The 6,000-nt window shown below is 67.7% G+C and carries 6 protein-coding genes; 3 read left to right on the forward strand and 3 right to left on the reverse strand.

The features are described from left to right. Positions 1 to 177: 177 nt before the first annotated feature. From ABZ783_RS25085 to ABZ783_RS25095, 3 genes are all read right to left on the reverse strand, one after another. Entirely contained in the window at positions 178 to 849 is a 672-nt protein-coding gene (locus ABZ783_RS25085; protein WP_357442118.1) for a CatB-related O-acetyltransferase, read from the reverse strand. After that, positions 846 to 1,034, reverse strand: a complete 189-nt coding sequence (locus ABZ783_RS25090; RefSeq protein ID WP_357442119.1) for a hypothetical protein — start codon at positions 1,032 to 1,034, stop codon at positions 846 to 848. The genes ABZ783_RS25085 and ABZ783_RS25090 overlap by 4 nt, the downstream gene beginning before the upstream one ends. A 188-nt stretch (positions 1,035 to 1,222) precedes the next feature. Next, complete coding sequence (locus ABZ783_RS25095; RefSeq protein WP_357442120.1) at positions 1,223 to 1,687, reverse strand: VOC family protein; 465 nt, start codon at positions 1,685 to 1,687, stop codon at positions 1,223 to 1,225. A gap of 269 nt (positions 1,688 to 1,956) precedes the next feature. On the opposite strand from ABZ783_RS25095, the gene ABZ783_RS25100 reads away from it, so the two are divergent. The 3 genes from ABZ783_RS25100 (at position 1,957) to ABZ783_RS25110 (ending at position 5,908) form a co-directional block, all read left to right on the forward strand. Next, positions 1,957 to 2,727, forward strand: coding sequence for a TetR/AcrR family transcriptional regulator (locus tag ABZ783_RS25100; protein WP_357442121.1), 771 nt, complete (start codon positions 1,957 to 1,959; stop codon positions 2,725 to 2,727). A gap of 348 nt (positions 2,728 to 3,075) precedes the next feature. Beyond that, positions 3,076 to 5,346: a hypothetical protein gene (locus ABZ783_RS25105; protein WP_357442122.1), complete on the forward strand. Its 2,271-nt coding sequence runs from the start codon at positions 3,076 to 3,078 to the stop codon at positions 5,344 to 5,346. 91 nt (positions 5,347 to 5,437) lie between these two features. Then, positions 5,438 to 5,908 (forward strand): hypothetical protein, encoded by a 471-nt coding sequence (locus tag ABZ783_RS25110; RefSeq protein ID WP_357442123.1) that lies wholly within the window; start codon positions 5,438 to 5,440, stop codon positions 5,906 to 5,908. Positions 5,909 to 6,000 lie beyond the last annotated feature (92 nt).

Below are 6,000 nucleotides of genomic sequence, written 5' to 3' on the forward strand. Positions count from 1 at the left end.
ACAGCTCACCGGGCCGGTCGCCGACCCGGGGCGAGATACCGTCTGCACGATTTCCCCGCCGCGCGCCCGGCGGCCGATGCGGCCACCGCCGGCCTGGTGAACCACAGCGCGCCGTCCGGGCCGGTGGTGGCCGCGTACGGCCCGCCGCCACCGGTCGAGCACTGCCCGACACCGTCGTCACAGGTTCTTCTCCAGACCGTTCTCGGCGGCGATGCGGGCGATGTCGGCGGGAGCGCCGGCCATGAGGACGCGGGTGTGCTCGGTGACCAGGTCGACGGGCCAGTCCCACCACGCGGCCCGCAGCAGCCGCTGAACGTCGGTGTCGTCGAAGCGCTGGCGGATCGGGCGGGCGGGGTTGCCGCCGACGATCGTGTACGGCGCGACGTCGGCGGTGACCACGGCGTTTGCGGCGATGATCGCGCCGTCGCCGATGCGCACGCCCGGCATGACAAGAGCGCCGTAGCCGAACCAGACGTCGTTGCCGACGATGGTGTCGCCGCGGCTGGGCATGCTGGTGACGATATCGAGGGTCTTCTCCGTCCACGTGCCGCCGAACATGGTGAACGGGAAGGTGGACACGCCCATTGTCGGATGGGCGGCGCCTGCCATGAGGAACCTGGTGCCCGAGGCGATCGCGCAGTACCGGCCGATGATCAGCCGCTCCGGCCCGTAGGCGTAGAGCACGTTGCGGTGCTCGAACTCTGTGGCGTGCTCGGGGTCGTCGTAGTAGGTGTACTCGCCGATCTCTATGGTCGGCGAGGTGACCAGCGGTCGGAGGAAGACCACGCGTGGATGCGCGGCCAGCGGATGGACGGTGGTCGGATCAGGGACCGTCGGATCGGGGTTCACGGTGATGTCCTTTCACGTCGCAGTGGTATGTCGCTGCGGTCGTACGGGGCCTGTCCCGCAGTCCTGAGGATCTCGAGCACGCCGGTGATGGAGACCAGAGGTCTGGCTTGCGGGAGCCAGGGCGGCACCGTGACCAGTTCCTCCTGCATGCCGACGAAGTGTGTGGCGCCGGTGGTCACGAACATCGCCGCGAGGCCGCGTCGCGGCCGGTCGCGGGCGCGGTTCCCCTGGTCGCCGAGCGGTGGCCCGCCAGACGACCAGGGTGACGACGACCAGGATCAACAGCGGGTGCCATGCGATGTCTCCCTGTCTCTCGAGCGTCGCAGGGGTGGCGGTGCCGCCATCACGACGGCACCGCCACTGCGCCGAAGGATCAGCCGGCGTGCTGTGGATCGGGCGGCGAGACCCACTGCACGAGCTGGTAGATCACACCGTTGGGATCGGCCATCTGGAAGTAGCGTTCCCCCCACGGTTCGGTCTCGATCGGGGTGACGATCTCGACCTCCTCCTGCTGCAGCCGCGCGTAGTCGGCGTCGATGTCTTCGACGGTGAACACGACCAGCAGCCCATCGGCGCGGCCGGCAGCCGACGCCGGCTTGAACGTCGGCAGCCCGGTGCGCAGGTAGATGAGGTTGAGCCCCGCCTGGGGGTGGGTCAGGGAGCAGAACCCGTCGGCAGCCATCACCTCGGTGAACCCGAGATGCTGCTGCACCCAGGAGGCGGAGGCCTGGACGTCGGGGACGTTGAGCGAGATGGCGGACTCGGTGATGCGCATGTGGTGGGCTCCTGTCGACTCGGTGGACCCTGCGGCGGCCGGGGTGGTCGTGGTGCGGGTCATCGACGGCCCCCTCGTCCGGGTTGGCGCCGTTGGTGGGTGCTCCGGCGGGTGACCTGCGGCTGAGGGCCGCCCGCGGGGCGGCCGTTCGGGCCGGTGGGCACGGGTCCGGTGGTCGGTGCCGGACGTGGCATGAGCACCTCCGAGGTGGCGGGACGGGGCATGGTCGATGAACGGTTGCGCAAGCAGGTCTCCTGTCGTGGTAAGCGATCGGGTTACATTATACATCGTATACCGTACGCCGTACAAGGAAGGTGTGGCAGAATCGCTCCGTGACCCAGAACAGCACCGGATCAGGCGAGCCCAGCCGCACCCTCGCCCTGCTGTGGGGGGAGCCCTCCGAGACGGCACGGCGCAAGGGGCCAGCCCGATCGCTGACCATCACGCAGGTCGTCGACGCCGCACTCGCGCTTGCCGACGAGCAGGGCCTGACCGCGGTCACCATTCGCGCGGTGGCCGAGCGGGTCGGGGTCTCAGCGATGTCGGTCTACACCTACGTGCCCGGCAAGCCCGAGTTGCTCGACCTGATGGTGGACGCCCGTTACGCACGGATGACCCGTGCTCCGTGGGCCGGGCAACCGTGGCGCGAGCGGCTCACCACGGTGGCCGAGGCCAACCGGGAGCTGCTCACCGCCCACCCCTGGCTCACCGAGGTCGCCGCCCTGAGCCGCCCCCCGCTCGGACCGGGCGTGATGGCCAAGTACGAGCACGAGCTCGCCGCATTCGACGACACCGGGCTCTCCGACGTCGACATCGACGCCGCCCTGACCTACCTGCTCGGGTTCGTGCAGTCGCACTGCCGATCGGCCCACGACGCCGTCCGGGCCACGACCGACACCGCGATGAGCGACGCCGACTGGTGGGCCGCCAACCAACCCGTCCTCGCCCGCGCCCTCGACCCCCACGTCTATCCCCGCGCCGTCCGCATCGGCTCCGCCGCCGGCGAAGCGCAGGGCAGCGCGTGGCACGCCGACCGCGCCTGGACCTTCGGCCTCGCACGCACCCTCGACGGCCTCGCCGCCCTCATCGACGACGCCAGCTGAGGCGGGCATGCTTCCTCGCACGCCGGGGCGACCGTGCGCCGGACGGGAGGGCATCGGCCTGCAATGCGACGCGCAGGAATGCAACAAGATCAGCCGATCGCGTGCGCCATTTCCATAGTGGATGCATGGCGCCGACTCGAGACAAACCCTTGCCGGTTTTGGAACAACTCTTCGAAGCGCCAGTGGGAGTCGATCATTCCCGCACACCTGTCCATTTTCGACCAGTAGTTCCTGTGGGCACTTTGGACAATTACTTTTGTGAATATGCTTGCCGGGTTCTTGGTTGGTTACGTATCGACGGAGGTGCCGGTGAGACACAGAAGACGATGGCGGTCAAGACTTGCCGCGGTGGTTGCGGCTCTGGTTGCCGCGCAGGTGGCGCTCGTTGCCGCCCCGGCGTCGGCAGGGTCGGGCCGCCTGTGGGAGGTGGAGGTCGCGAAGATTCCCACCGCCAAGTACACGCGTGACGCGAAGGTTTACGTCACCGAGGCCACGCAGGCGTTGCGCCCGTATGTCGGTGGCGGGTTGGGTGACAGCCGGATCGACACGGTGTTGGCGGATGTCGGCAGCCGGTACTTCGATGGCGCCCGCTTGAAGAGCGTCGCTGATGGCGCGATCGCGTTCGACAATCTGAAGCACCTTGAGGCGTTCCTCAAGGGCCGACTGAACGGTGCCAGCCCGCCCAACGGGGAGGCCGAGCAGGCCCACGTGGCCGCCGTGGTGGAGACCCTCACCGGTGTGCGGTTGCTGGCGGACGCGGCGATCCAGGACGCTGAGGCGACGATCGGCCCGTTCCGGGCCAGCCCGCCGCCCGCGCCCGCCCCGGCGGGGCTGGCCGAGGCGTTCGCGGACCTGGATGCGGCCAAGGTCAACCTGGCCAAGGCCGACGACATGCTGGTCAAGGCCAACCCGGAGCCGGCGACCATTCAGGCCGGAAACGCGTGGTCGAACGGCTTCAACGTGCTCACGCGGCTCGGCATCACCTACACCGGTGACCACGACAACGACGGCGTCGTCGACGTGGTGGAGTTGCGGTTCGGCTCCAGCCCGCTGCTGGTCGACTCCGACGGCGACGGACTGACCGACAAGTTCGAGATCACCGAACTGGCGGGCTGGACCCGACCCAACGCGGTCGACACCGACCAGGACTCGATCGCCGACGGCGCCGAGGACATCGACGGCGACGGGCTCACCAACCTCCAGGAACAAGACCTCGGCACGTCACCCACCAACCCGGACACCGACGGCGACGGAGCCACTGACGGTGCCGAGGTGGCCCAGGGCAGCAACCCGCTCGTGGCCGACCAGCCACGCGCCCCGCCAACGCCCGGCGACGTCCCGCCGATCGACCCCACCCCCACCGACACCGACACCGACGGCGACGGCCTGCCAGACCTCGTGGAGGAGGACGGCCTCACCGACCCCGCCAACGTCGACACCGACGGCGACGGGCTCTCGGACTACACCGAGGACGACCTCTCGATCAACGCGCGTTCTCAGGACAGCGACGGAGACGGTCTACGCGACGACTACGAGGTCGCCAACGCTGAGTCCCAGGGCCTCGACCCCGGCCGCTTCGACGAGCAGATCAGCAAGTGGACGTATGTCAGCGACTTCCTGCTCGGCATGTTCGCCGGCGACTTCGCCGAAAAGGACTCGATGGCATGGCTCGCCGGCAACCTGTGTAGCGGCGGGCTGAGCGTCATCCCGGTCGTCGGCTGGATCCTCGGCGGGCTCGCCGACATCCGCGACACCATTGCCGCGCTCATCCACGGGGAGTGGGTCAGCGCAGGGCTCAGCATCCTCGGCGTCGTCCCGTACGCCGGCGATGCGATCGCTATCCCGGCCAAGGTCGCGAAGTTCGTCCTCAAGTACACCCACCGCCTCATGCCGGCGGCCCGGTTCGTCGCAAAGTACGACAAGATCCCCGACACGGTCAAGGAGCTCACCTACGAGCTCATCATGCCGGAGGTCTGGGCAGCCCTCGTCGAACCGGAAGGCCTGGCACCAGCGGCCAGCGGCAGAATCAGTAAGAAAAACTTCAACAGGCTGCTCAGCGGCGAACGCACCGACCTCAAGAAGCTGCACTTCGCGATGCAGGCGGTGGGCACCAACGGACAAAAGCTGCACCTCCCCGGTCCCGACGTCAGATGGGCCAGGGGCAGTACCGACGGCCAGAACATCTTCGTCGACGAAATCATGGGATTCCGTGATGACCGCACTCGCGGCCAGCCCCAACTGTGGCTGATGCAAGCCGGCGCGCCAGGGCAGTTCGAGCCCAGCGGCCGGTCGATGGACTACGGCGAGTTCTCCCCCGACGGCTGGACCCTCCACGAGGTCAAGACCGGGATCCCCACTGAAGACGACAGAAAGAACCTGATTCAGTGCAACGAGGACTCCTGGTACGCCGACCCGGCCAACCAGGCCAAGGTCCTGCAAGACAATGAGCGCAACTTTCAGTTCCGGAGAAATGAGCTCGGGGACAGGGCGGTCAAGGGGAAGCACTGGCACTTCATGCCACACGGAAAGTATGACTCACTTGGCATATCGGACGCCGTGCTCGATTGCCTGCAAAAGAACAACATCCCCTTCACGATCCACTTCCCGATAGGCGACTAGCCAAGTAGGCCGGGGGCCGGGTCGCCAGCCCGGCCCCCGGCGCACCATGAAGGAACATGAAGCCATGACATCTGAACTACCCCCGTACGCGGTGCCCGACATCGAGTCCGAGGAACCCAGCGGTAACCCGAGCTACGTCCTCTACCGCGTCGACCGACTCGCCGGGCTCCCCCCGGTCGCCGCGGCCATCGACCGCGCCCCGAGCGTCATGTCGGCGATCTGCTCGGACGACAGCTTGATGCGGGAGATGTTCTCCCAGACCCCAGACACAGTCTGCAAGCAACTCTGGGTCGGTACTGACGACGGGCTGCACTGGGAGTTGAGCTTCGGCGACGGCGTGAAGTTCATCGTCGATGCCGGGGATGAACCCGTAGATCTCCTCAGGGACGCTCTCGAGGTGCAGCCCTGCGTCGTCTCCGCCGAACGCTATTGCGATGAAAACTTCAGGGTCGAAACGGCCCGGGTGCTACGGGCCGACGAGATGGCGGCCTACTTCATCGACACGGTCGTCACCGCCCACCGTGAGTTCGCCCGCCGGCAACGCATCGACCTGCCGTACTAAGAGCGACCGGCAATAGGTAGGGCGCCTGGGCGGACGGACCCCGGGGTAGCAAGCAGGCACGGGTCCATTGATCATCGGAGTTCTCTACGCTT

Origin of the sequence: Micromonospora sp. NPDC047738 (assembly GCF_040642675.1) — a bacterium.
Classification (GTDB): Bacteria; Actinomycetota; Actinomycetes; order Mycobacteriales; family Micromonosporaceae; genus Micromonospora.